At 60.5% G+C, this 21,276-nt stretch carries 19 protein-coding genes and 1 tRNA gene; 11 read left to right on the top strand and 9 right to left on the bottom strand.

What is annotated here, in order from left to right; all coding sequences use genetic code 11:
- Position 1 precedes the first annotated feature (1 nt).
- The 4 genes from BLT89_RS08850 to BLT89_RS08835 are packed head-to-tail and all read left to right on the top strand — an operon-like array spanning position 2 to position 3,075.
- A complete protein-coding gene (locus BLT89_RS08850) occupies positions 2-832 on the top strand; it encodes an undecaprenyl-diphosphate phosphatase (RefSeq protein ID WP_090194310.1) in 831 nt (276 codons plus the stop codon).
- A gap of 21 nt (positions 833-853) precedes the next feature.
- Positions 854-1,831 (top strand): alpha/beta fold hydrolase, encoded by a 978-nt coding sequence (locus BLT89_RS08845; RefSeq protein WP_090194309.1) that lies wholly within the window; start codon positions 854-856, stop codon positions 1,829-1,831.
- Positions 1,832-1,838: 7 nt separating this feature from the next.
- On the top strand, positions 1,839-2,528 hold the full coding sequence (locus tag BLT89_RS08840; protein ID WP_090194307.1) for a DUF1294 domain-containing protein: 690 nt from the start codon (positions 1,839-1,841) through the stop codon (positions 2,526-2,528).
- 37 nt (positions 2,529-2,565) lie between these two features.
- Positions 2,566-3,075, top strand: coding sequence for a DUF1993 domain-containing protein (locus BLT89_RS08835; protein ID WP_090194306.1), 510 nt, complete (start codon positions 2,566-2,568; stop codon positions 3,073-3,075).
- Between the two features lie 40 nt (positions 3,076-3,115).
- Here the strand turns inward: BLT89_RS08835 and BLT89_RS08830 are convergent, their stop codons facing one another.
- Together BLT89_RS08830 and BLT89_RS08825 are read right to left on the bottom strand one after the other, a co-directional pair.
- Entirely contained in the window at positions 3,116-4,156 is a 1,041-nt protein-coding gene (locus BLT89_RS08830) for an RNA methyltransferase (protein WP_090194304.1), read from the bottom strand.
- 61 nt (positions 4,157-4,217) lie between these two features.
- On the bottom strand, positions 4,218-4,940 hold the full coding sequence (locus BLT89_RS08825; protein ID WP_090194302.1) for a 1-acylglycerol-3-phosphate O-acyltransferase: 723 nt from the start codon (positions 4,938-4,940) through the stop codon (positions 4,218-4,220).
- A gap of 180 nt (positions 4,941-5,120) precedes the next feature.
- Between BLT89_RS08825 and BLT89_RS08820 the strand changes: the two genes are divergently transcribed.
- Positions 5,121-6,365: an NADH:flavin oxidoreductase/NADH oxidase family protein gene (locus tag BLT89_RS08820; protein WP_090194301.1), complete on the top strand. Its 1,245-nt coding sequence runs from the start codon at positions 5,121-5,123 to the stop codon at positions 6,363-6,365.
- Positions 6,366-6,387: 22 nt separating this feature from the next.
- On the opposite strand, the gene BLT89_RS08815 is transcribed toward BLT89_RS08820, so the two are convergent.
- Together BLT89_RS08815 and BLT89_RS08810 are read right to left on the bottom strand one after the other, a co-directional pair.
- Positions 6,388-7,335, bottom strand: coding sequence for an IS481 family transposase (locus BLT89_RS08815; protein WP_090194300.1), 948 nt, complete (start codon positions 7,333-7,335; stop codon positions 6,388-6,390).
- A gap of 163 nt (positions 7,336-7,498) precedes the next feature.
- Positions 7,499-8,188: a crotonase/enoyl-CoA hydratase family protein gene (locus BLT89_RS08810; RefSeq protein ID WP_090194299.1), complete on the bottom strand. Its 690-nt coding sequence runs from the start codon at positions 8,186-8,188 to the stop codon at positions 7,499-7,501.
- A 216-nt stretch (positions 8,189-8,404) separates the two neighbouring features.
- Between BLT89_RS08810 and BLT89_RS08805 the strand changes: the two genes are divergently transcribed.
- A tRNA-Ser gene (locus BLT89_RS08805) sits at positions 8,405-8,494 on the top strand.
- 85 nt (positions 8,495-8,579) lie between these two features.
- Here BLT89_RS08805 and BLT89_RS08800 read toward each other — a convergent pair.
- Genes BLT89_RS08800 through BLT89_RS08780 form a run of 5 tightly spaced genes read right to left on the bottom strand, consistent with a single transcriptional unit; the run spans position 8,580 to position 13,801 of the window.
- The gene (locus BLT89_RS08800) at positions 8,580-8,813 is read right to left on the bottom strand and encodes a metal-sensing transcriptional repressor (protein ID WP_090194297.1); all 234 of its coding nucleotides are present in this window, start codon (positions 8,811-8,813) and stop codon (positions 8,580-8,582) included.
- Positions 8,814-8,841: 28 nt separating this feature from the next.
- On the bottom strand, positions 8,842-9,399 hold the full coding sequence (locus BLT89_RS08795) for a Tll0287-like domain-containing protein (protein ID WP_090194296.1): 558 nt from the start codon (positions 9,397-9,399) through the stop codon (positions 8,842-8,844).
- A 43-nt stretch (positions 9,400-9,442) separates the two neighbouring features.
- Complete coding sequence (locus BLT89_RS08790; protein ID WP_090194295.1) at positions 9,443-11,182, bottom strand: SulP family inorganic anion transporter; 1,740 nt, start codon at positions 11,180-11,182, stop codon at positions 9,443-9,445.
- Entirely contained in the window at positions 11,179-12,927 is a 1,749-nt protein-coding gene (locus BLT89_RS08785; protein WP_090194293.1) for a bifunctional protein tyrosine phosphatase family protein/NAD(P)/FAD-dependent oxidoreductase, read from the bottom strand. Before BLT89_RS08785 ends, BLT89_RS08790 begins: the two co-directional genes overlap by 4 nt.
- Before the next feature lie 10 nt (positions 12,928-12,937).
- Positions 12,938-13,801 (bottom strand): MBL fold metallo-hydrolase, encoded by an 864-nt coding sequence (locus BLT89_RS08780; RefSeq protein ID WP_090194291.1) that lies wholly within the window; start codon positions 13,799-13,801, stop codon positions 12,938-12,940.
- Positions 13,802-14,391: 590 nt separating this feature from the next.
- Here BLT89_RS08780 and BLT89_RS08775 point away from each other — a divergent pair.
- From BLT89_RS08775 to BLT89_RS08755, 5 genes are read left to right on the top strand one after another with little or no spacing between them, the layout of a single operon-like run.
- Positions 14,392-15,816 carry a wax ester/triacylglycerol synthase family O-acyltransferase gene (locus tag BLT89_RS08775; protein ID WP_090194290.1) on the top strand — a complete coding sequence of 475 codons (1,425 nt, stop codon included), beginning with the start codon at positions 14,392-14,394 and terminating at the stop codon, positions 15,814-15,816.
- Positions 15,813-17,252, top strand: coding sequence for a wax ester/triacylglycerol synthase family O-acyltransferase (locus BLT89_RS08770; RefSeq protein WP_090194288.1), 1,440 nt, complete (start codon positions 15,813-15,815; stop codon positions 17,250-17,252). The genes BLT89_RS08775 and BLT89_RS08770 overlap by 4 nt, the downstream gene beginning before the upstream one ends.
- Before the next feature lie 30 nt (positions 17,253-17,282).
- Positions 17,283-18,800 (top strand): acyl-CoA synthetase, encoded by a 1,518-nt coding sequence (locus tag BLT89_RS08765; protein ID WP_090194286.1) that lies wholly within the window; start codon positions 17,283-17,285, stop codon positions 18,798-18,800.
- 2 nt (positions 18,801-18,802) lie between these two features.
- Complete coding sequence (locus BLT89_RS08760; RefSeq protein ID WP_090194284.1) at positions 18,803-19,762, top strand: alpha/beta hydrolase; 960 nt, start codon at positions 18,803-18,805, stop codon at positions 19,760-19,762.
- Positions 19,762-21,255, top strand: a complete 1,494-nt coding sequence (locus tag BLT89_RS08755) for a wax ester/triacylglycerol synthase domain-containing protein (protein ID WP_090194282.1) — start codon at positions 19,762-19,764, stop codon at positions 21,253-21,255. The genes BLT89_RS08760 and BLT89_RS08755 overlap by 1 nt, the downstream gene beginning before the upstream one ends.
- The last annotated feature ends 21 nt before the right edge of the window (positions 21,256-21,276 follow it).

Genomic DNA, 21,276 nt, shown 5'->3' with positions numbered 1-21,276 from the left:
AATGGATATCTGGACAGCCTTCCAGGCGTTCCTTCTCGGCATAGTGGAAGGTTTGACCGAGTTTTTGCCGGTCAGCAGTACCGGTCACCAGATTATCGTGGCGGATCTGATCGATTTTCGCGGCGAACGCGCGATTGCCTTCAATATCATCATCCAGCTGGCCGCCATTCTGGCGGTGATGTGGCAATACCGGCGGAAAATCCTCGAAGTGGTCGTGGGCCTGCCCACGCAGCCGTCCGCCCGGCGCTTTACCCTGAATCTGCTGGTGGCGGTTATCCCGGCAGCCATCATCGGCCTGCTGTTCTCCAATCAGATTCATCATTACCTGTTCAATCCGATTACCGTGGCCATGGCGCTGGTGCTTGGTGGTGTGGCGATTCTCTGGGCCGAGCGCCGCCAGCATGTGATCGATGCCGAGACGGTGGATGAAATGGGCTGGCGGCATGCCCTGAAGATCGGCTGTGCGCAGTGTCTGGCACTGATACCGGGCACCTCGCGCTCTGCCTCGACCATCATCGGCGGCTTGTTGTTCGGCCTGTCGCGCAAGGCGGCCACCGAGTTTTCCTTCTTTCTGGCGATGCCGACCATGGTCGCCGCTTCGGCGTACTCGGCGTGGCAGTATCGCGAGGTGTTCCAGCCTGACGACCTGCCGGTGTTCGCCATCGGCTTTGTCACCTCGTTCATTTTCGCCATGATTGCCGTGCGCGGCCTGCTGAAATTCATCGGCAATCACAGTTATGCGGTGTTTGCCTGGTATCGCATCGGCTTTGGTCTGCTGATTCTGCTCACCTGGCAGCTCGATCTGATCGACTGGGCGACGGCAAAAGGCTGATTCAATTGGGCGGGAGCTGCCATGCACGTGATCGAAGAACAACTGCTTGACGTCAACGCTATCCAGTTGTGCATCCATAGTTGTGGCCCGGCCGATGGTCCGGTGGTCTGGCTGCTGCACGGTTTTCCCGAGTGCTGGCTGAGCTGGCGCAAACAGATGCCGGCGCTGGCTGCCGCCGGGTATCGGGTATTTGCCCCGGAAATGCGCGGTTATGGCCGCAGCAGCGCCCCTGCCGCTGTAGCTGACTACGATCTGCTGACCCTGTGCGGCGACATCCAGGCGGCGATGGATGCCCTCGGCCAGCACCAGGTGTGCATGGTCGGCCACGATTGGGGCGCACTGGTGGCATGGCATCTGGCCTTGCTCGAGCCAAAACGGATCAAGGCGGTGGTCGGCATGTCGGTGCCCTTTGGCGGGCGGCCGAAGAAGCCGATTGTCGAGACGCTCAGGCAGGTCTATGCCGGGCGTTTCAACTACATCCTGTATTTCCAGCAACCCGGCGTCGCCGAACGTGAACTGGATACCGATATCCCGCGCACCTTGCGCCTGATGATGCACAACTGGTCGGCGGCGGTAGGCAAGGAGCTGTTCTGGCAGGACAAACCGGCGACTGCCGGGCTGCTCGATGGCTTGCGCGAGATTGACCAGCCGCCGGCCTGGTGCGAACCGCAGGCCTTCGCCGGTTACGTGGCCACTTATGCAGCGCATGGCTTCCGTGGCCCGCTGAACTGGTACCGCAATTTCGAGCGCAACTGGCAGCGCACCGCCGTACTGCAGGATGCCCGCATCGAGCAGCCGGCGTTGTTCCTGATCGGTGATGAAGACCCGGTAGGCGTGCTCGAGGCCTACACCATCCAGCAGATGCCCAGAGCAGTGCCGCAGTTGCACAGTCATGTACTGGAAAATTGCGGCCACTGGTTGCAGTGCGAGCAGCCGGAACAGGTCAATGCCTTGCTGCTGGCGTTTCTGGCCGATCACTATCCAGCGCAGCAGGTTTGAGCGGGCCATGGAACAGCGTGGCAGGCTGAAAAGCTGGAATGAGCAGAAAGGCTTTGGTTTTATTGCCGCCGAACAAGGTGGTCCGGATGTGTTTGCGCACATTTCGGCGCTGCGTGGTGAGGCCCGCCCCAAAGCCGGCGATACGGTTCTGTTCGTCGCCGGCAGGGATGCGCAGGGGCGCCTGCGTGCCGAGCATGTCCGGCAGGATGCGCCCATCACGCTTGATCGGCCGGAGATACGCCACCGCCCTGGTTCTGTCTCACGCGCAACAGCCCGTCCTGAAGGCAGTCGTCAGCGTCGAGTTCGCCGGGTGCCGCTCAAATGGATCATCCTCTCGGGTTTCTGCGTTCTGCCGTTATGGGGCAGCCTGCAATTTATGCAGGCGCGGCACAGCCTGGTGCCGTTGATCGCCTACGGGCTGGCGAGCGTGCTGGCCTTCGGCCTGTACTGGTATGACAAACAGAGTGCGCAACAGGGCCGCTGGCGCACGCCGGAGAAGACCCTGCATCTGTGCGAACTGGTAGGTGGCTGGCCGGGCGCATTGCTGGCGCAGCAGGTGTTCCGGCACAAGACGCGCAAACCCGGTTTTCAGCTGCTGTTCTGGTGCATAGTGCTGTTGCATCAGGTGTTCTGGATCGACTATCTGTATCTTGGCCGGATCTTCAGCAGCCGCTTCATGCAACAGCTGATCGGCTAGTCTGCAATAGCAGTTCTGCAACCACGAGGAACACTCCATGTCACTGTCCATGTACCAGGCTTCCATCCCCCAGCTCCAGCGCATGCTGGGCAATCTGGCAAACATTCTCGAGACGGCTGAACGCTGGGCCGAGGCGAAGAAGATTGACCCTGCGGTGCTGCTCAACCTGCGTCTGGCGCCGGACATGTTTCCGCTCAAGCGGCAGGTGCAGATCGCTACCGATTCGGCCAAGGGCTGTGCGGCGCGGCTGGCCGGGGTCGAGGTGCCCAGCTACCCGGACAGCGAAGAAACCTTTGCCGAGCTGCAGGCGCGGCTGCAGAAAACCCTCGATTTCATCGGCAGTTTCACGCCGGCGCAGATCGATGGCAGCGAAGACCGACAGATCGTGCTGAATTTTCCCAGCATGGAGCTGAAATTCAGCGGCCGCGACTATCTGTTCCAGTTCGTCCAGCCGAATTTCTATTTCCATGTGACCACGGCCTATACCATCCTGCGCCATAACGGTCTGGAGATCGGCAAGATGGATTACATCGGCCGGCCGGCCTGATGGTTTTTCTCCCTCTCCGTTTATGGGAGAGGGTCATCGATTAATGGGACTGGCGCTGCAGCCGGCTGGTATTGACCAGCTCCACGGCGCGGGCGCGTAGCTGCCCGCAACCGCCGTCAATGTCCTGACCGGCCGAATTGCGCACCTTGGTCAGCACGCCACGGCTGTGCAGGTAGCGCACCATCTGCACGATGCGCTCACCGCCGGGGCGGGAAAACGCATCGTCTTCCAGACTGTTGTAGGGGATCAGGTTGAGCACCGCATACTTGCCCTTGAACAGGCGCAGGATGCCGTCCATTTCTTCCTGGCTGTCGTTGATCCCGGCCAGCAGCGTCCACTGGTACTGGATCGGGTAATCCACCGCGCGGGCATAGGCTTCGCCGAGTTCCAGCAATTCTTCGGGGTCGATCCGTGGTGCGCGCGGCAACAGTTGCTGGCGCAGTTCGGCATTGGTGGTGTGCAGTGACAGAGCCAGCGCCGGTTTGATTCTTTGCCTGGGAAGTTGTTCGAACACCCGTGGATCACCCACGGTGGAGAACACCAGGTTCTTCTGGCCGATGCCGCCCTCGCTGCCGAGGCGGTCGATGGCCTCCAGCACGTTGTCGAGGTTGTGCGCCGGCTCGCCCATGCCCATGAACACGACTTTCTTTACCGGCCGCAAGCGCCTCGCCAGCGCAACCTGGGCGAGAATTTCGGCACTGCCGAGCTGGCGCAGCAGGCCGCTCTTGCCGGTCATGCAGAACACGCAGCCGACCGCACAGCCAACCTGCGACGACACGCACAGCCCGCCGCGTGGCAGCAGCACGCTTTCCACCATCTGGCTGTCGCCCAGTTCCACCAGCAGACGCGCGGAACCGTCACCGGCCGGGTGCTCCGAGCGCAGGCGCAGCAGGCCGTCCAGTTGTTCACTGAGGGCCGGCAAACCGTTGCGCACGCTCAGTGGCAGGAAATTTTCCGCCTGCTGGTAACGGGTGCCGGTATCCAGCGGCAAACCGCGCAGCCAGGCACGCTCGATGCGCCCGATATGCATGGGTTTGGCGCCGAGTACGGCGAGCTGGTTGTGGATGTCTGAGATACGCATGGGGCGCGCATGCTACCACTGCCATCGGCTGCCGCAACAATGGCAGCCGATGGCCGGAACTTCAGGCTGCAGCCAGCTGCTGATCCATCTGCTCGATACAGGCTTTCATCTGCGCGTGACAGGTTTCGATCAGTTGCGGCATGTCGTCCAGCGTCAGCCCGGCGGTGGGGATTTCCGCCAGCGAGCGGATCATCACGTCGCCGGCATTCCAGCTGTTCAGGCGCATGTCACGCGCATAGCTGCTCACGCACACCGGGATGATCGGTACGCCGGCGGCAATCGCCATCTGGAATGCGCCTTTCTTGAACGGCAGCAGACCCTTGCCCAGGTTGCGCGTGCCTTCGGCGAACATCCAGATCGAGGTGTCCTTGTGTTGCAGGGTGTCGGTGGTGGTGAGCATCGCCTGCTTGGCGTGGGCGGCATCGCCACGATTGATCATGACATTGCCGGCCAGCCAGAACAGCTGGCCAAAGAACGGCACCCACTTCAGGCTTTGCTTGCCAATGCACACGGTGCGCGGTGGTACCACGCGGCCGACCACGAACAGGTCATAGTTGGACTGGTGATTGGCGATGATCACGCAGGAACGCTGGTGCTCCAGCAGACCCTTGACCTCGGCGTTCATCTTCAGCCGCAGGATCAACAGAGCCGGCGCGGAATACATCAGCGCACACAGGCGGCTGTTGTCCGGGTTGAACGGGCGGCAGAGCCCCAGAATCAGACCGAGCAGGCCGGCAACAACAAACAGCAGGCTCATCAGAAGCATGCGCAAAATGAATAACATGGAGGGGTGCTCGGGGGAGGCGGGCGCGCAGTGTACGGTCGTTCACTGCCTTGTACAAATCGGCTTTGTGGCGGGATCAATCGCGGTTATCAGCGCATATTCAGCCGTGGGGTGTCTTTGCAATCCTTCTGCCTGACCCCTAGTGTTGCGCAACTGATTTTCTCCAGGGAACCAATTCGCATGAACCGCCCCCAAGACCTGCTGGCCCGGACCCTGACATTGCCTTCTGGTCAGGTGATCAAGAACCGCCTGGCCAAATCCGCCATGAGTGAAGCGCTGGGCACCACCGACAACCATGTGACCGAAGGCCTGGTCAATCTCTACCGCTGCTGGGCGCAGGGCGGTACCGGCCTGCTGATTACCGGCAACGTGATGATTGACCGGCGTGCGCTGGGTGAACCGAACAATGTGGTGCTGGAAGATGACAGCGACATGCCGCTGCTCAAGCGCTGGGCCGACGCCGGCAACAGCAATGGCACCCAGTGCTGGGTACAGCTAAACCATCCGGGGCGGCAGGTACCCAAAGGCCTGAACGCTGAAGGTGTTGCGCCTTCGGCGGTGCCTTTTCTACCGGCGCTGCAAGCCTTCTTCGGCCCGCCGCGTGAGCTTCTGGCTGACGAGATCGAGGCGCTGGTACAGCGCTTTGCGCGTTCGGCGGCGCTGGTCAAGCAGGCCGGTTTCAGCGGTGTGCAGATTCACGCTGCGCACGGCTATCTGGTCAGCCAGTTCCTCTCGCCACTGACCAATCAGCGTACCGACCAGTGGGGCGGCTCGGCAGAAAATCGCCGGCGCTTCGTACTGGAAGTGTATCGGGCCATACGTGCTGCGGTAGGTCCCGGTTTTCCGGTAGGTATCAAGCTGAATTCGGCAGATTTCCAGCGTGGTGGTTTTACCGAAGAGGAATCCCTTGAAGTGATTCGCGCCCTCGAGGCGGAGGGCATCGACCTGATCGAATTGTCCGGCGGGACCTACGAGGCCCCGGCCATGAGTGACAAGCAGCGCCATAGCGCAAGCACGCTCAAACGCGAAGCGTATTTCCTCGAGTTCGCCGAAAAGGTGCGTGGCGTGGTCAAGGTACCGCTGATGGTTACCGGCGGTTTCCGCAGCCTGGGTGGCATGGCGGCGGCGCTGGAAAGCGGCGCGCTGGATCTGGTCGGCATTGGGCGCAGTCTGGCTATCGAGCCGGATCTGCCCAACCGCCTGCTGGCCGGACAGGAACCGCGTTACAGCGTAGAAACGATCCGCACCGGTATCGGTGCGATTGATCGCATGGCACTGATGGAAGTGGTCTGGTACTCACGCCAACTCCGGCGCATGGCCAATGGCAAACCGCCCAAACCGGAGGAATCCGGACTATGGGCGTTTCTCGCCAATCTGGTGGGTAACGGCATCGGTACCTGGAAGACCCGGCGCCTGCGCGCCTGAGGTCAAAGCGTCAGGCAGACCGCTAGATGTGTAAACCCAGTACGTTGTTCAGTGAAAGTGGTGCGCGACTGATGGGCGGATGGTAACCGAGACTGGCGTGCGGCCGGTGCCAATTATATTGATGCAGCCAAGGCATCAGGTGCTGTGCGCGTTGCGCTGAACTTTCGTAGCTACGGGCATAGGCCCACTCGCGCAGACTGGTCTGGATGAAGCGCTCAGCCTTGCCGTTGGTCCTTGGCGTATATGGCTTGGTGCGCAGATGGCGTAACCCCAGCCGCTTGACCAGGCGGCGGAACTTGCGTGAGCCATAGCAGCTGCCGTTGTCGGTCATGATGCGGGTGAAGCGAATACCCAGCGCGCGATAGTAGCGCAGCGCTCGGAGCAAGGCCTGGCAAGCACTGCGCCCCCGCTCATCGGGGTGCAGACTGCTGAAAGCGATGCGGCTGGCATCATCGATGGCGACATGGACGTACTCCCAGCCCGCGCCGTTGGAGTTCTGCTGGCGATCGCCCGTGGCCCTATGGCCTGGTCGCCAGAAACGCCCCAGTTTCTTGATATCCAGATGCAGTAGATCACCGGGGGTCGGATATTCGTAGCGCACTACCGGTGGCGCGGGCTCCAGTTCCGCCAGACGATGAAAGCCGGCTTGTCGCAGGCGGCGTGCAATGGTGCTGACGGCCACGGCCACTTCCCCGGCGATCTGGCGGTAGGTTTTGCGTGCACGGCGTAGCTCAATCGCGCGCTCTATCAGCGTATCGGCGGTTGCATGCGGGCAGTGCCGAGGTCGTGACGAGCGGTCTTGTAGACCGGTCTCGCCTTCCTCGCGAAAGCGCTTGAGCCATTTGTAGGCGGTTCGCACGCTCACCCCGGCAGCCTGAGCGGCTTCCTCGACTCTCAAACCATGTTGAATGCGCTGAACCAAAAGGGCTCGACCGCGGGGAGTAAGACGGGCATGTTTATGCAAGTTCATTCGGGGCTCCTGGAAGGCATGGTGGGTCGCACTTCCAGAATTCCGGGAAAGCCCCGGATGAACAACCTACTGAGAGATCACAGCTAGACAAGACTCGGCAAAAACGATCAGGCCCTGCTAATGCAGGGCCTGATCGTTACGCTGCTGCAATGGACTGCCGAAATCAAAGGCTGCCCTTGCTGTCGGCCTCGATGGCCTGATCCAGACTTTCCAGCAGGGCCTTGCGCACTTTCAGCTTGGTGTTGCGGTGCGCGGTCATGTTGAGTTTCTTCATCTGCTGCGCAATGGCCAGGGCGCTGGCTGCAAGTTCATCAGCCGCTACCACCTTGTCGAGGAAGCCGGCCGCCACCGCCTCTTGCGGTGAAAAGGCTTCGGCATTGATTACCGAGCGCTGGAAAGCGGCATTGCTCAGGCGATCACGGGCCAGTGCGATACCTGCATGGTGCATGGTCATGCCGATCTGTACTTCGTTCAGGTAAATGTTGAACGGGCCATCAACGCCGATGCGGTAATCGGCGGCGAGCAACAGGAAGGCACCCTTGGCGATAGCGTGGCCCGGGCAGGCGGCGATGATCGGGAAGGGGTGGGCAAGCATGCGCCGGGTCAGTTTCGAGCCGGCGGTCACCAGCGCAATGGCATTGGCCGGGCCGGTGGTCATCACCTTCAGGTCGTAACCGCCAGACAGAATGCCCGGTGAGCCGGTAAAGATGACAATGGCGCGATCCTGCTCGGCACGGTCCAGTGCGGCATTGAAAGCAGCAATCAGATCCGGGGAAAGGGCGTTGACCTTGCCGTTGCTCAGGGTCAGGGTGGCGATGCCGTCTTCGAGTTGATAAGCGACCAGATCAGTCATGACAGTGTTCCTTGAGTTGAAGAGGGTGACGACCATACCCACGGGCAACCAATGGGTAAAGCCTTATGACGCCAAAGTGTAGCGGTTTGCCCGCGCAGTCCGGAATTCTGTTCAATAAGCCGTATAAGAGTATGAATCTGCTGAAAAACCTTTTGCCTTGGGAAGACCTTTCGGCTAAATTAGCGCGCCTCGACGGACTACGGTCTGCCGAGTACCGGTGAAGTGTCCGAGCGGTTGAAGGAGCACGCCTGGAAAGCGTGTATACGAGAAATCGTATCAAGGGTTCGAATCCCTTCTTCACCGCCATCTTTCACAAAAAAGCCCTGAATATTCAGGGCTTTTTTGTTTTGCTTGTCCGGCGCCAGGGCTTGGGCTGGCTGTTCTGCCAGTCTCAGGTGTACTTGGTGAAGATCTTGCGCACCTTGGCCATGGTTGCCGAGCTATCGGTTTGCTTGTCGACCAGGGCCTCTTCAAGCAGGCAGGCCAATAACTCCTGATAAGCCTTGTCCAGCGCCTTGCGGGCCGCGCTGAACTGCACGGCAATATCTTCGCATTCCTCGCCGCGGCGGATCATCGCCTGCAGGCCGCGCATTTGTCCTTCGATGCGGGCCAGGCGTTTGAGCATGGCATCCTGGTGCGGGTTTAACGGGGTATCACTCAAGCGGATTGTCCAGGGTTCGGCGCAGAGTGAAGGCTCCACGCAACTGCCCCGGATCATACCCGCGTGCCTGATCCTTTGGGTAGAGCTGGTCAATTTTTGCAGCCACTTCAGGCTTCAGGTTCTTGCCGTGACAGGCCAGGCATGGCTCGCCCACCGCTATGGCCTGCATGATGCGCAATTCATTGTCGACCACGGCCACTTTCTGCATGCCGGCCAGCGGCTGGCCACTGGCCTGCTGTTGGGCAAACTCCTGCAGAACCTGCTGTTCCCAGGCATCCGCGGCATTGGCCGGATTGCGTACCTGCAGTGACGTGCGGCCAACGCTCCAGGGTTGCTGGCTGTGTTGCGAGGCGATCTGCGGGGCAAGCAGCTGGCAGGATTCCACCGCGACGACCGGACCTCCGGACTGCATGGCGTTTTTCACCGTTGCCATCAGTTGTTGCTGGAAGGGCGGAATCAGCGCCTTGCCCTCGGCGGTCAGCTTTTGCAGATCCTCGGCTTGTGCGCCCAGGCTCAGGCCCAGACAGAGCAGCATTGGCAGGGTTCGCATGGGTAGTCTCCTGATGAAATGACAGATGGGAAATGGTGCTGGCTCAGGCCTGTCGTTGCAGGGTGCGGCGGGTTACCTCGGGGGCCAGATTGCGCAGCGCTTCAAACTGGCTGACAAATACCTTGCCGCCGAAATGTTGCAGGAAATCCGAGCGCTTGAGCTGGTCCATCACCGGCCCCTTGACTTCCGACAGGTGCAGTTGCACGCCGGCGGTATGCAGCCGTTCGACAATGCTTTCCAGACTCTCCAGGGCGCTGGCATCGATCAGATTGACGCCGGGGCACATCAGCACCAGATGGCGAATCTGCGGACGGTTGGCAATCAGCTCGCTGATGCGTTCCTCGAGAAAGCGCGCGTTGGGGAAGTACAGGCTTTCATCGACACGCAAGGACAGCACCTCGGGACTCTCCACCACATCGAAGCGGTCGATGTTGCGAAAGTGTTCGCTGCCCGGCAATTGCCCTACGACGGCCATGTGCGGCCGGCTGGTGCGCCAGAGAAACAGCAGTAGCGACAGGCCGACACCGAGCATGACACCGGTTTCAACACCAATCAGCAATACGCCGGCAATGGTCGCCAGTTGCGCAATGCCATCCTGCCGTGAATAGCGCCAGGTGTGTTTCAGTGCGCCGAGGTCGACCAGGCTGAGCACGGCCACGATGATGGTGGCGGCCAGCACCGCCTGCGGCAGGTCGTGCAGCAGCGGGGTCAGCAGCAATACGCTGATGGCGATACCGGCGGCGGTAAGCACACCGGCCAGCGGTGTCTGCGCGCCGGCATCATAGTTGACCACCGAGCGCGAAAAGCCGCCGGTCACCGGGAAGCCACCGCTCAGAGCCGCAGCGATATTCGCTGTGCCCAGGCCAAGCAACTCACTATCCGGCTGGATGCGCTGACGGCGCTTGGCTGCCAGTGTCTGGCCGACCGAGATCGACTCGACGAAGCCCACCAGGCTGATCAACAACGCCGCCGGCAGTAGCTGCAGGGTCAGCTGCAGGTCCATGGTAGGCAGCATCAGCCCCGGCAAGCCCTGGGGTATCGCGCCGACCACGCGTACCCCCGCTTGCTCGAGATGCAGTCCCTTGACCGCCAGTATCGAGAGGATGATCGCCAGCACCGGCCCGGCCTTGGTCAGGTTGCCGGCCAGGGTTGCACCCAGACCGAGACGGGTCAGCAAGGGTTTGAGGCCGCTGCGCGTCCACCAGAGAAACGCCAGACTGGAGACGCCGATGATCAGGGTCGGCCAGTTGACTGCCTGCAGGTGGCCCAGCACCGCCGGCACCAGTTGCAGCATGGTTTCGCCCGCAGCCGGGATGCCCAGAATGTGCTTGAGCTGGCTGAAGGCGATAAGAATCCCCGAGGCGCTGATAAAGCCGGAGATCACCGGATGGCTGAGGAAGTTGGCGACAAACCCCAGCCGCAACATGGCCATGGCGGCAAGGATCAATCCGGACAGCAAGGCCAGCAGCATGGCTGCCCCCACGTATTCCGGGCTACCGGCGGGCGCCACCGACTGCAAGGCGGCTGCGGTCATCAGTGACACTACGGCAACCGGGCCGACGGCCAGTGTGCGGCTGGAGCCGAACAGCGCATAGGCCAGCAGGGGCAGGATACTGGCGTAGAGTCCGGTCACCGGCGGCAGACCGGCGAGCATGGCGTAGGCCAGACTCTGCGGGATCAGCATCATGGTGACGATCAGTGCCGCCAGACCATCCTGGGCTGCTGCATGCCGGTCGTACTGCCGCCCCCACTCCAGGCAGGGCAGCCAGTGGCGCAGGCTCATTTATCCGGTGCTTTGTCGAAGTCGCAGGCAGCCGGCGCATCGACCGCCAGCGGTTCATGGCTCAGGCGCTTGGGCAAGGCCAGCCATTCTCGTCCGCGCAGCATCATGTCGAAGTAGATGCCCGGCATCAGATTCACTTTCAGCGCCCAGGCCATGCGCCGCGGAATCGCGGGGTCGAGCGGGAAGGTTGGCAGCAGCTTGCCGCCGTAACCGAACTCGGCCAGCACCACCTTGCCGCGCTCGACTGTCAGCGGGCAGGAACCATAGCCATCGTAGAGCGCCCGCGGGCCACGCCCGGCGAGCACCGAAAGGACGTTCTCGGCCACCACCGGTGCCTGTTTGCGCACCGCAGCAGCGGTCTTGGCATTGGGCGCGGCGCAGACATCGCCGAGGCTGAAAATATTGCCGAAGCGCGGGTGACGCAGGGTTTCATGGTCAGCATCGACCCAGCCATCGGCATTGGCCAGCGGGCTGTTGCGGATGAATTCCGGCGAGTGTTGCGGTGGCACCACGTGCAGGAAGTCGAACTCTTTCTCAACGATCTGGCTGTTGCCTTCGCCATCCACCTGTTTGAACCAGGCCTTGTGCGCCGGGCCATCGACCTTGATCAGGGTGCTGTTGAAATTCAGCTGTGCGCCATAGCGCTCGACGTATTTCATCAGCGGCGGAACGAAGGTCGGCACGCCAAACAGCACGGCACCGGACGAGCAGAAATCGACCTTGATGTTGTGCAGTACGCCTTGTTTCTGCCACCAGTCGCAGGACAGGTACATGGCTTTCTGCGGCGCGCCGGCGCATTTGATCGGCATCGGTGGCTGGGTAAAGATGGCCCGTCCGCCGCGCAGGTTCTGTACCAGTTGCCAGGTATAGGGAGCCATTTCGAACTGGTAGTTGGATGTCACACCGTTCTTGCCGAGGGTTTCTTTCAGGCCCTCGATGCCATCCCAGTTCAGGCTCAGGCCCGGGCACACTACCAGTGTGCGGTAACCGACCCGGCTGCCGTCTTCCAGCACCACGCGCTGTTGCCCGGGTTCGAAGCTGGAGGCGGCCGCATGAATCCATTGAACGCCGTGGGGGATGCAGCGCGCCATCGGCCGCTCGGTGCGTTCGCGATCGAAGATGCCCGCGCCGACCAGCGTCCAGCCCGGCTGGTAGTAGTGTTGTTCGCGGGGCTCGACGATGGCGATGCGCAGCTGCGGGTCACGGCGCATCAGACTGGCGCTGACTGCACAGCCGGCAGCGCCGCCGCCGATGATCAGCACATCGTAGCGTTGCGTCGGCGTCAGGGCCGTGGCGGTAGCCGAGGCCGTCTGCGGTTCGTGCTGCCAGCGTTGCTGCAGCCGGGCCTGGAAGTTGCTGAGGTCATAACCGGCCTCTTTGGCCGTGCCAAGCAATGCATCGGGGTCCAGGTGGTGTGCCTCGCTCAGCGCCCACAGGCAGGTGGAGCGGGTACCGGTACGGCAAAAGGCCAGCAACGGACCGCGAACCTTTTTCAGCAGGTTGCTGAAGTCCTCGATGTTCTCGTCACTGATTTGTCCGGAGACAACCGGCAGATGGTGGTAGTCCAGACCGCTGGCACGGGCGGCAGCTTCGATCTGCGCCGAACTTGGCTGGCCTTCGCTTTCACCATCCGGGCGGTTGTTGATCACGCTGCGAAAACCGGCCGCAGCAAGTGTGCCCATGTCGGCAGGTTGCAGCTGTGCCGATACGGCAATGAACGGTGTCAGGCGCTTGAGCGAGTCCATGGACTGTTCCTCAGAGTACGTCGAGGGGGATTTTCAGATAGCGCACGCCATTGTCTTCGGCAGGCGGCATCTGTCCGGCACGCATGTTCAGCTGCACCGAAGGCAGGATCAGGGTCGGCATGCCGAGCGTGGCATCGCGGGCACTGCGCATGGCGACGAAGTCATCTTCACTGACGCCTTCATGCACATGTACATTTCTGGCGCGCTCCTCGGCTACCGTGGTTTCGTAGCGGTAGTCGTCGCGGCCGGGTGCCTTGTAGTCGTGGCACATGAACAGGCGGGTGGCATCCGGCAGGGCGAACAGCTTGCGAATCGAGGCAAACAGGACGCGTGCGTCGCCGCCGGGGAAGTCACAGCGGGCGGTGCCGTAATCCGGCATGAACAGGGTGTCGCCGACAAAACCGGCATCTTCGATCACGTAGGTCATGCAGGCCGGGGTGTGCCCCGGGGTGTGCAGGGCACGCGCCTGCAGGCCGCCGATCCGGAAGGTATCGCCATCCTTGAACAGGCGATCGAACTGGCGTCCGTCGGTGGCAAATTCGCTGCCGGCATTGAACAGTTTGCCGAAGGTGTCCTGCACCACGGTGATGTTTTCACCGATGGCCAGCTGGCCACCCAGTTCGCGCTTCAGATAGGGCGCGGCGGACAGGTGATCGGCATGTACGTGGGTTTCCAGCAACCAGTCGACGGTCAAACCGTTTTCGCGCACATGGGCTATCAGGCGGTCGGCGCTGGCCGTGGACGTGCGCCCGGCTGCCGGGTCGTAATCGAGTACCGAGTCGATAATGGCGCAGTGTTTGCTGTCAGGGTCGCTGACTACGTAGCTGTAGGTGTAGGTGGCGGGGTCAAAAAAGGCATCAACCTGTGGGCGCATGATCTATCTCCTCTCGTCCATACCCTGCAGGGTATTCAGTTAAGAGTTAGCCTACCTGTTTTTTGGTTCTATGCTTAGTACTTTTTTGCATATAAGGATTTCAACCATGCCCGACAAGTCATTAATGCGGCTATCTCATTGAAATTAAATGGGTATGCATGGAGGAGAGCAAGACTAAAGTCGTAGAGAAGAATGCACATGGGCGCGAGTTTGTGCGCTACAAATGGATATTATTTGAATTGGTTACAGCTTTGGCATAAGTTGAAACGCTGCCTGTGGCTTGGCTTTGCCTGAGAGGTTTTAGGGTGCTGGTTATCGAAATTCCAGCGTGGCGAATGGCTTGTTCTGGGTGTGCCAGGCGGTTGAGGCATGAGGAAAGCACTTTCTGCTGGCAGTGCTTGGATGGGTGATGAGCTGGCCTGAATATAAATGCCGGACCGGTTGAATGAGTCTACTGTTAGTTGTGTTGCGCGGAGGGGGGCAGTAGATGCAGTCGCTACTTCCGGGCGAGGTCGCTTGTCGATCAGCAGCGGGATATTGCAAAACCCCGTTGAGCGGATATGCATTGAACACCCAGAGCGAGGTGCAGCATGAAACGAATGGGCGGGGCAGATGCCTTTATGCTCAGCACGGAAACATCCCGTGCTTATCAACACACCTTCAAGATTGCCATCATCGATCCGAGCACGGACCCGGAAGGATGGTCATTCGACAAGTACTATCGCGATATCGAAAGTCGACTGCATCTGATCCCGCCGTTTCGCTGGAAGGTTGCCCCCGCGCCGTTGGGGCTCGGCCATCCGTACTGGGTCGATGATCCCGATTTCAACCTGGCCTACCATTTGCGCCGGATTGCCTGCCCGGCCCCCGGTGACCACAAGGCACTCTGCGAACTCATGTCGCAGCTGTATGCCTACAAGCTCGATCGCGACCGGCCGCTATGGACGCAGTGGGTGATCGAAGGTCTGGAAGGCGGCAAGGTGGCTCTGGTGATGATTGTGCACCATGCCTATGTCGATGGTGTCGGCGCCGGCTGGTTGATGAAACGCTTTTACCAACCCCTGCCGGAAGATCACCGGGAGAACTTTCCGGCGTGGAATCCCGAACCTTATCCTTCCTGGTTCCGCCGCTTTGCAACCTCGTTGCGTGACCTGCCGGGCTTCCTTATCAACAACCTGCCCAAGGTAGTCAGTGGCCTGCGGAAAAAGCGCGCCATGGACCAGCGTGAGAAGCTTTCCGGCAAGCCGGTGCATCCCGACTTCTCGCAGATGAAAAAAACCCCGATCAATGTGGTGCTGAGTGCCGGGCGTACCTTCGTCTGTGACACGGTGCCGCTGGGTCGCCTGATCCGCATCAGCAAGCATTTCAAGGTCACCATCAATGATGTGTTCGGTGCCTGCGCTGCGGGTGCGGTACGCAACCTGCTGCTGTCGATGGATTTCAACGCCGATGCTCACCCGCTGATTGCCGGTACGCCATTTGCCGGCGTACGCCCCGAGGGTATGGAAGGCCTGGGCAATTTTGCTTCTGCGGATTTCTGCTGGTTTCACAGCGAGATTGCCGATCCGCTCCAGCGCCTGATGGCGACCCGTGAAGCGAATATCGAGATGAAGCAGCACATGGCCGAAGTCAAGGAAGCAGGTGCCGACATCAGTGCCCTGATCAACATCCTGCCAAACTGGGCGATCAGGCTGCTGACCTATCTGATCAAGCGCAAGAAGGGCGGTGTCGGCTTCTTCGGCAATCTGGCGCTTTCCAATGTGCCCGGCCCCAAGGAGGACCTGTTCCTCGACAAGTGGAAAGTCGAAAACTGGTTTTCCACCGGGCAGATCTTTGACGGAACCGCGCTCAACATGACGCTGTGGAGTTATGCCGGTAAAGCAAACCTGTGCATTCTGACCGACCGTGCCGTGCTCGCCGATGGCTGGATTCTGTTCAACTACTTCGTCAAGGAAATTGATGTACTTGAAGCATTGATCGACAAAACCGAGCAGTCACCGGAGGTGACAGAATGACCAAGATTAGCCCGATGGATATGGTTTTCCTGCTGATGGAAAACGCCACACGCCGTTTGCACATGACCGCCTTCATGATGTTCAAGAAGCCGGCCGGGCAGGAGGCAACCTTTGTTCCCCGCATGGTCGAGGCTTATCGCAACAGCCAGCCTGTCGCGCCGTTCAATCGCAAGCTGAAGTGGCTGGAGCAGGGTCTGGCGGCCTGGGAAACGGTCAAGCCGGACATGACCTATCACGTGCGCTCGATCTCACTGCCAAGCCCCGGTTCGATGGAGCAGTTCTACGAGACCATTTCCTTTCTCAATACCAGCCTGCTGGACCGTGGCCACCCGCTCTGGGAATGCTATGTGATAGACGGCATCGAGGGGGACCGGGTGGCGTTGCTGACCAAGGTGCACCATGCCCTGATTGATGGTGAAGGCGGTTTGCGGGTAATGCGCGAGAGTCTCAGTGAGTCGTCGCGCAGCAAAGCCTTCACCGCCCCGTGGATGGCCAACGTCAAGGCGCCCAAGCCCCGCGCGCGCCGGCCGAGCCCTTCGCAAATGGAAAAAATCCAGGGCCTGTTCCAGCGCCTGAGCAAATTGCCCGGTGACCTGATCGGCATGGGCAGCGAAGCAGTCAGTATCGGGGCACAGTCGCTCAACCTGAAGTCCAGAGGGACCTCGCTGCCCTTTACCGCGCCACGGTGCCTGTACAACAACACCGCCCAGTCGGCAGCACGTGCCTACGCCAACATCGAATTGCCGCTGGATGAGGTCAAGGAACTGGCCAAAGCCACCGGGACTTCGGTCAACGATGTGGTCATGACCTTTATCGATCAGGCCCTGCACGACTACCTGCATGAGCACAAAGCCTCTGTCAGCAAGCCGCTGGTGGCTTTCATGCCGATGTCCCTGCGTGCAGAGTCCGGTGATCAGGAAGGCAATCAGGTGGCGGTCGAACTGATTGCCATGGGCAAGCCCAGGGCCTCGATCAGCGAGCGCTTGCAGCAGATCAATGCTGCCACGCAGTCGGCCAAGGACAAGGGCCGCGGCATGCAGAAGGCGACCCGTCAGGTGTACACCCTGCTGCTGGCCGGCAGTCTGGCGCTGACCGATACCCTGCCGGTATTCGGCAAGATTCCCAGTGCCAATCTGGTGATCTCGAACATGAAGGGGCCTGCCGAGCAGCTTTATCTGGCCGGGGCGCCCATGGTGGCCTTTCACGGCCTGCCGATCCTGCCGCCCGGCGCCGGCTTGAATGTCACCTTTGCCAGCGTCAACAAGGATATCTGTCTGGCCATTGCAGCGGCACCCGAGGCGGTGCATGAACCTTACCGCTTGGCCACATTGATCCAGCAGGCATTCAGCAATCTGCAAGCCGAGGTTGCCGGCACCAAGCCCAAGCCCAAGTCCAAGCCAGCTTCTCCACGCCGTTCGCCAAAGGCCAAGGCGTAACTACAACTTTATAAATATCGGAGATTTTTCATGAAAAATATCGGCGCTATGTTCAAACAGCGGGCTGTGGTTTCTCCCGAGCTGGAGGCTTATGTCGAGCCATCCAGCGGAGTCCGCGTGAATTATCGGCAAATGAATGAACGCATCAACCAGTGTGCAGATGTGTTGCGCACTCTGGATGTGTGCAAGGGTGACCGGGTGGCGCTGCTGATGCCCAACAGCATGGAATTCTGCTGCCTGTTTTATGCGGCGGCCAAGATCGGTGCGATAGCGGTGCCGCTCAATACGCGCCTGGCAGCAGCCGAACTGGAATTCATCCTCTCCGACAGCGGCAGTTCGGTACTGTTCTACGGCGATGTCTTTGCCGAAACCGTCGAGGCGGTCAAGGCCGGTACCAGCCATCCGTGTACCGTCAGGGAGTGGGTTCCGGCCACGGCCGGCAAGACTTCCCTGGTTGCGCGGGTCAAGAGTGCTGATGCTGCAGAGCCGGAAGTGGTCTGTGGCGGTTCCGACAATGTGTTCATCATGTATACCTCGGGAACCACCGGCAATCCCAAGGGCGTGGTGCATACCCATGATTCGGTGACCACGGCAGCCAGTGCCTGGGCGCTGACCGTCGATGTACGTTATGAAGACCGGGTTCTGTTGCCGTTGCCGATGTTCCATGTGGCGGCACTGACCACGGTGATTTTCTGTGCCATGCGCGGGATCACCCTGATTTCCATGCCGCAGTTCGATCCGATGACAGTCTGGTCACTGATTGTCGACGAGCGCGTGTCGATTGGCGGTGCAGTACCGGCGATCCTCAACTTCATGCGCCAGGTGCCGCAGTTTGCCGAGCTGGATGCGCCGAACTTCCGTTACTTCATCACCGGCGGCGCGCCGATGCCCGAGGCCCTGATCAAGATTTACGCGGCCAAGAACATGCAGGTGGTGCAGGGTTATGCACTGACCGAGTCCTGTGGTGGCGGCACCTTGCTGCTCAATGAAGATGCCCTGCGCAAGGTCGGTTCGGCCGGACGTGCCTGCATGTTTACCGACCTCGCGGTACGGGATGCCGAGGGCACGATCAGCGAGCGCGGCGAAGGTGAAGTGGTGCTTCGTTCGGATTTCCTGCTCAAGGAATACTGGAACCGTCCCGATGCTACCCGTGACGCTTTCGAGAATGGCTGGTTCCGCACCGGTGATATCGGCGAGATCGATGACGAGGGCTACCTGTACATCAAGGACCGTATCAAGGACATGATCATCTCCGGCGGCGAGAACATCTATCCGGCCGAAGTCGAGAGCGTGATCATCGGTATTCCGGGTATCGGCGAAGTGGCGGTGATCGGCCTGCCAGACGAGAAGTGGGGCGAAATTGCCTGCGCCATCGTCGTGGCCGATCAGACCAAGGTCAGCGCGGAGAGCATCATCGATTTCTGTGGGGAAAAACTCGCACGCTACAAGTTGCCGAAGAAGGTGCTGTTTGTCGAAGCCATTCCGCGCAACCCGTCAGGCAAGATTCTCAAGCGTGTGTTGCGCGATCAATACATCAAGGGTGCCTGAAGATGATGCAAAGCTGGCAGACGGACATGCTCAACCTGCAGTTGAGTCTGAGCATGAAACCGTTGTTCCGCTTCCTCGGTTCGGTTGACCGGGTGCGCACGCTGGTCAAGGTGATGGATCTGACCGTAGGTCAGCTGGGTATTCCCCGGCATACCTCGCGCAAGGCCGTAAGAATCACCGGCGCACCCTTCGATGCCGAGTGGGTCTGTCACGATGACAAGCCGAAGAAGCGGGTGATCCTGTATTTGCCCGGTGGTGCCTACATCCTGCGGATGCCCAACACCCATACCGGGATGGTCAGCCGCTTGTGCCGCCTGGCCGATGCCAAGGCGCTGATGGCGTATTACCGGCTGGCACCGGAGCACCCGTTTCCGGCCTGTCTGGACGATGCGCTGCTGGCTTACCGCTGGCTGCTGAAAAAAGGCTACGCGCCTGAACAGATAGTGATTGCCGGCGACTCGGCCGGCGGCGGCCTGACCTTGTCCACGCTGCTGGCGATTCGCGATGCGGGCCTGCCCGCGCCGGCCTGCGCCTACATGCTGTCACCGCTGCTGGATGTCAGCGACAGCGCGGCTTCGCGCTGGAAAAACGCCGCCAGTGACAAGGCCTTGCCGGCGGCACACCAGCGCGCGATCAATCCGCGCTTGCTGTATGTCGGCGAATTTGCCATTGATGACCCGCGGGTTTCACCGCTGTTTGGCGATTATCACGGCTTGCCGCCGCTCTATGTGCAGGTGAGTGATTCGGAAATGCTGCTGGATGACAGCCTGCGCATGGCCCGTCGCGGGCATAGCTACCAGGTTGAGGTCAAAGTGGATATCTGGCGCAAGGTGCCGCATGTCTGGCAGGCCTTTGCCTTTCTGCCGGAAAGCCGTGACGCGTTGAAAAAGGCTGCGGCTTTTATCCGTGAAAAAATCCCGGAAAGCAGAAAACACAAAGCAAATGCTGCGGAGGCCGCCTAGTGGCGATTTACCAGGTCGATAGTGAAGACGCCAATTTCCTGTTTCTGGAAAAGACCGAAAGCCCCACCCATATCAGTCTGCTGTATCTCTATGACCAGTCGGCGCTGGGCGGCGATTTCGTGCGCTTTACCCAGATTCGCCAGCACATCGCCAATCGCCTGAATTCAGCGCCGGTATTCCGCCAGAAGATCCGCCAGACCCCGGGCAATATCGACTTTCCCTACTGGGAAAATGATCAGCGCTTCGATCTGGATTTTCATATCCGCCATCTGGGCCTGCCCAAGCCCGGTGACTGGCGACAGTTCTGTATCCAGATTGCCCGCCTGCACTCACGGCCACTGGACCTCAGCCGCCCACTCTGGGAGTTGTATGTGATCGAGGGGCTGGACAATGTCGAGGGTTGCCCGGCGAACTCCTTTGCCCTGTATCTCAAGGTCCATCACGGCGCCATGGATGAGTTCACCGCGCTGGAGTTGATGCAGTCGTTGCACCTGTATACAGCCGATCCCCAGCAGCACGAACACTCGCAGCAGAAAGTCGCGCATCTGGTGGCAAAGGCCCCATCGACCACCCAGATGCTGGCCTTCGGTCTGCTCAACAATACCTTGCGCAGTTCGCGCCTTGCGCTGCAACTGGCGTCCAACTGGAGCACCCTGGGGCGCATAGCGACGGGGCTGGCCCTGCGGTTGGCGCGGCGTGCGATCGATGGCGAAAGTGTTTCCGGTACCCCCTCTACCAGATTTGCCGCCCCGTTGAGTTCATCACGGGTATTCGACGGCGGTTTTTATCCCCGCGCGCTTCTGGAAAAGTATGCCGCCGAAGTGCCCGGGGCCACGGTCAGTCATGCGTTACTGGCGATTTGTGGCGAGGCGATGCGCAGCTACCTGCAGGGGCTGAACGAGCTTGGTGCTGAACCGTTACAGGCCATGCTGGCGGTGAATGTGCGCAATGCCGGCGCGCATGCCCTGATTGGCAACAACATCGCCGTCACCCAGGTAGCCATGCATACCGATCTGGATTATCCGGTGTCGCGTCTGCAGGCGATTTTTGCCACCCATCCGGAACTGCAAAGTATCGAGAACGAGGAGCTGACCAGTTTCCGCTTGCGCTCGCTCTACGAGAACCTGCCGGCGCCGCTGATGGCCTGGCTGGGGCGAACGGCCAACAGCAAGAACAGCGTGACGCGGGAAGTGCTCTCGGCAGGCAACTGTGGCGTGTCCGAAATGACAGGGTCGGAGAAGCCGCTGTATCTGATGGGCGCACGCCTGATCGGCTTTACCGGCATACCGCCGCTGTTCAGTGGCTGCGGGCTGATGTTCACCACCAGCTTCTACTGCGACCGGGTGGGCATCACTTTCGTGTCGGACAGCAGCATGTTGCCGGACTCGCGGGTCATGCGCCGTTGCCTGGATGAGGCGGTGCACAAGGTCGAGCAGTACCTGCTGGAGAAGAACCACAGCAAACCGCTACGCAGCGCAAGTCGCCGGGGCTAAGGGATAAAAAAGCGGGGGCGA

It is taken from the genome of Pseudomonas pohangensis, assembly GCF_900105995.1.
Classification (GTDB): Bacteria; Pseudomonadota; Gammaproteobacteria; order Pseudomonadales; family Pseudomonadaceae; genus Aquipseudomonas; species Aquipseudomonas pohangensis.
This window is presented reverse-complemented; position numbering and strand designations above follow the sequence as displayed.

Excerpts from the sequence above, each read along its gene's own strand:
- BLT89_RS08850 (WP_090194310.1), top strand. The coding sequence starts at position 2 with ATGGATATCTGGACAGCCTTCCAGGCGTTCCTTCTCGGCATAGTGGAA.
- BLT89_RS08845 (WP_090194309.1), top strand. The coding sequence starts at position 854 with ATGCACGTGATCGAAGAACAACTGCTTGACGTCAACGCTATCCAGTTG.
- BLT89_RS08840 (WP_090194307.1), top strand. The coding sequence starts at position 1,839 with ATGGAACAGCGTGGCAGGCTGAAAAGCTGGAATGAGCAGAAAGGCTTT.
- BLT89_RS08835 (WP_090194306.1), top strand. The coding sequence starts at position 2,566 with ATGTCACTGTCCATGTACCAGGCTTCCATCCCCCAGCTCCAGCGCATG.
- BLT89_RS08830 (WP_090194304.1), bottom strand. The coding sequence starts at position 4,156 with ATGCGTATCTCAGACATCCACAACCAGCTCGCCGTACTCGGCGCCAAA.
- BLT89_RS08825 (WP_090194302.1), bottom strand. The coding sequence starts at position 4,940 with ATGTTATTCATTTTGCGCATGCTTCTGATGAGCCTGCTGTTTGTTGTT.
- BLT89_RS08820 (WP_090194301.1), top strand. The coding sequence starts at position 5,121 with ATGAACCGCCCCCAAGACCTGCTGGCCCGGACCCTGACATTGCCTTCT.
- BLT89_RS08815 (WP_090194300.1), bottom strand. The coding sequence starts at position 7,335 with ATGAACTTGCATAAACATGCCCGTCTTACTCCCCGCGGTCGAGCCCTT.
- BLT89_RS08810 (WP_090194299.1), bottom strand. The coding sequence starts at position 8,188 with ATGACTGATCTGGTCGCTTATCAACTCGAAGACGGCATCGCCACCCTG.
- BLT89_RS08800 (WP_090194297.1), bottom strand. The coding sequence starts at position 8,813 with ATGCTCAAACGCCTGGCCCGCATCGAAGGACAAATGCGCGGCCTGCAG.
- BLT89_RS08795 (WP_090194296.1), bottom strand. The coding sequence starts at position 9,399 with ATGCGAACCCTGCCAATGCTGCTCTGTCTGGGCCTGAGCCTGGGCGCA.
- BLT89_RS08790 (WP_090194295.1), bottom strand. The coding sequence starts at position 11,182 with ATGAGCCTGCGCCACTGGCTGCCCTGCCTGGAGTGGGGGCGGCAGTAC.
- BLT89_RS08785 (WP_090194293.1), bottom strand. The coding sequence starts at position 12,927 with ATGGACTCGCTCAAGCGCCTGACACCGTTCATTGCCGTATCGGCACAG.
- BLT89_RS08780 (WP_090194291.1), bottom strand. The coding sequence starts at position 13,801 with ATGCGCCCACAGGTTGATGCCTTTTTTGACCCCGCCACCTACACCTAC.
- BLT89_RS08775 (WP_090194290.1), top strand. The coding sequence starts at position 14,392 with ATGAAACGAATGGGCGGGGCAGATGCCTTTATGCTCAGCACGGAAACA.
- BLT89_RS08770 (WP_090194288.1), top strand. The coding sequence starts at position 15,813 with ATGACCAAGATTAGCCCGATGGATATGGTTTTCCTGCTGATGGAAAAC.
- BLT89_RS08765 (WP_090194286.1), top strand. The coding sequence starts at position 17,283 with ATGAAAAATATCGGCGCTATGTTCAAACAGCGGGCTGTGGTTTCTCCC.
- BLT89_RS08760 (WP_090194284.1), top strand. The coding sequence starts at position 18,803 with ATGATGCAAAGCTGGCAGACGGACATGCTCAACCTGCAGTTGAGTCTG.